General features: G+C 34.4%; 1 protein-coding gene and 1 pseudogene. One reads left to right on the top strand and one right to left on the bottom strand.

Annotated elements, in window-relative coordinates; genetic code table 11:
- Positions 1-524 (bottom strand): annotated as a pseudogene (locus tag AC1DVB_RS26920) (methyl-accepting chemotaxis protein); the annotation flags it as partial.
- A gap of 576 nt (positions 525-1,100) precedes the next feature.
- Here AC1DVB_RS26920 and AC1DVB_RS26925 point away from each other — a divergent pair.
- The coding region (locus tag AC1DVB_RS26925) for a TRAP transporter substrate-binding protein (protein WP_477591884.1) at positions 1,101-1,895 on the top strand (795 nt) is incomplete at its 3' end.

Raw genomic sequence — 1,895 nt, forward strand, 5'->3', positions numbered from 1 at the left:
ATATCCACCCCTAGAATTCCAATGACCTCGTTACCATTCTTTATGGGAACGAAAACGGATAAATAGTCACCATATTCAGGATCATGAACGATGGAAGTAGTTGAAGCCTTTCCCTTCATGACGCTTTCTACATCCTGAAATGAAGTTGCAGTTGTGGGTGTTAAAATGGGAGATGCTTTATTATTTCCCTTACCCATTCCGTCTATAAGAATATGGACTTTTTCGCTATTTTCGTCAATTCCCAATGTATATACATATAATGCTCCAGTTTTTTGTCTATAATCGTCTAACTGCTCGCGTATCTCCCAATATGTAGAGGTTTCGGATTGATTACTTAAAAAATCAGCATAAGATGTTGGATTTATTCCTTGAGAGATGTTGCTTGCTATGTTTAAGCTGCTCATAGTGATTGTTTTCTCAACCGTATCTTTTGTACTTTTATACATTAATAATAAACTTCCAATTAATGTAATGATCATGCCTGTTAAAAGAACAAAACCTATTTTCGTACTGAGTTTATTCATTTTTGTTTATTCCTTCCCCGTGTTATATATTTACCATGTGTTATATATCGGTAATAATTAAATTTATTTAATGAGTCCTTTTTAAAACCCTCGGGTGGAGTTTTTATCCTTCAGATTTCAATCTGTTGTAAGAGGGGTTCATATTGATTTTCCATCCTATAAATATTCTAATATAGAAAAAAACGACTTTTATCCTTCCCGTTTTGTTTCTAAAAATCTCAACTGTAAATATTAATCAGAGAAATGGAGAATTGGTTAAATTGTTATAAAATTCAAAAAATGGTTTGACATTAATAAAAATGGGAGCTTATAATCAACGTAAGATGTAAAATTCGAAAACTGAGTTTTATATTATAGAACAAATTAATCATTAATTTTATTAAGGTAATGGCTTAAAAAGTGAATCAACTTGTGAAACGTAATGAGAAGTGAAGTGTTTTTTCCTCATTCCGAATAAAACAAAAACCAAGTTTTACATTATAAAACGATTTGATTTTTGCTTATACAAGGGTGAGGAGAAGTTTTAAAGATCAGCCTTTAATGATAACGCTTACAAAAAAACGAGGAGGGTTTTTATTGAAAAAAAATAAACTATTTGTATTTTCCACAAGCTTAACTCTTGCAATGACATTCCTTTTATCAGGATGTGGTGGAGGTGAGGGAGAAAAGACCAGTGGATCTGGAGTTGAAAAGAAAACAATTAAAGTGGCACATTATTTTGCTGAAAATCATCCTCAAAACATTGCCTTGAAAGAAAAATTTAAAAAAATAGTAGAAAAGGAGAGTAATGGTGAACTAGAGGTTCGGATTTATGCGAACAGTACATTAGGTGCAGAAAAAGAATTTTATGACGGCGTCAGAAACGGGACGATCGAAATGGGTGTTCCAGGACTAATTATGCAGTCGGACATTCCTAAAATGGGTGTTCCGGAATGGCCCTTCCTATTCAGGGATTACGATCATGTAAAGAAGGTATTGAATGGACCTATCGGAGAGGAATTGACAGAAGATCTTGATCCAAAGCATGGAGTGACACCTCTTGCATGGAGTGCAAACGGATTTAGGATGTTTTCGAGTAATCGTCCGATAAAGAGCATGAAAGATTTTGATGGACTTCGACTTAGAATGCCGAACATCCCGAATTACATAAAATTAGGTGAATCATTGGGGGCAAACGTTAGCCCATTGCCTATTTCAGAAGTTTTTACCGCACTTGAACAAAAAGTTGTAGATGCTCAGGATAATCCCATAGCCACACTGAGATCCTCGGGGTGGAATGAAGTACAAAGTGATGTACTAGAATCCAAGCATATGTTCAGCCCCAATATTTACATTATCAATAGCAAATTCTATAAAGGGCTAACAAAAGAG

The organism is Peribacillus sp. P4_D6, assembly GCF_056401795.1.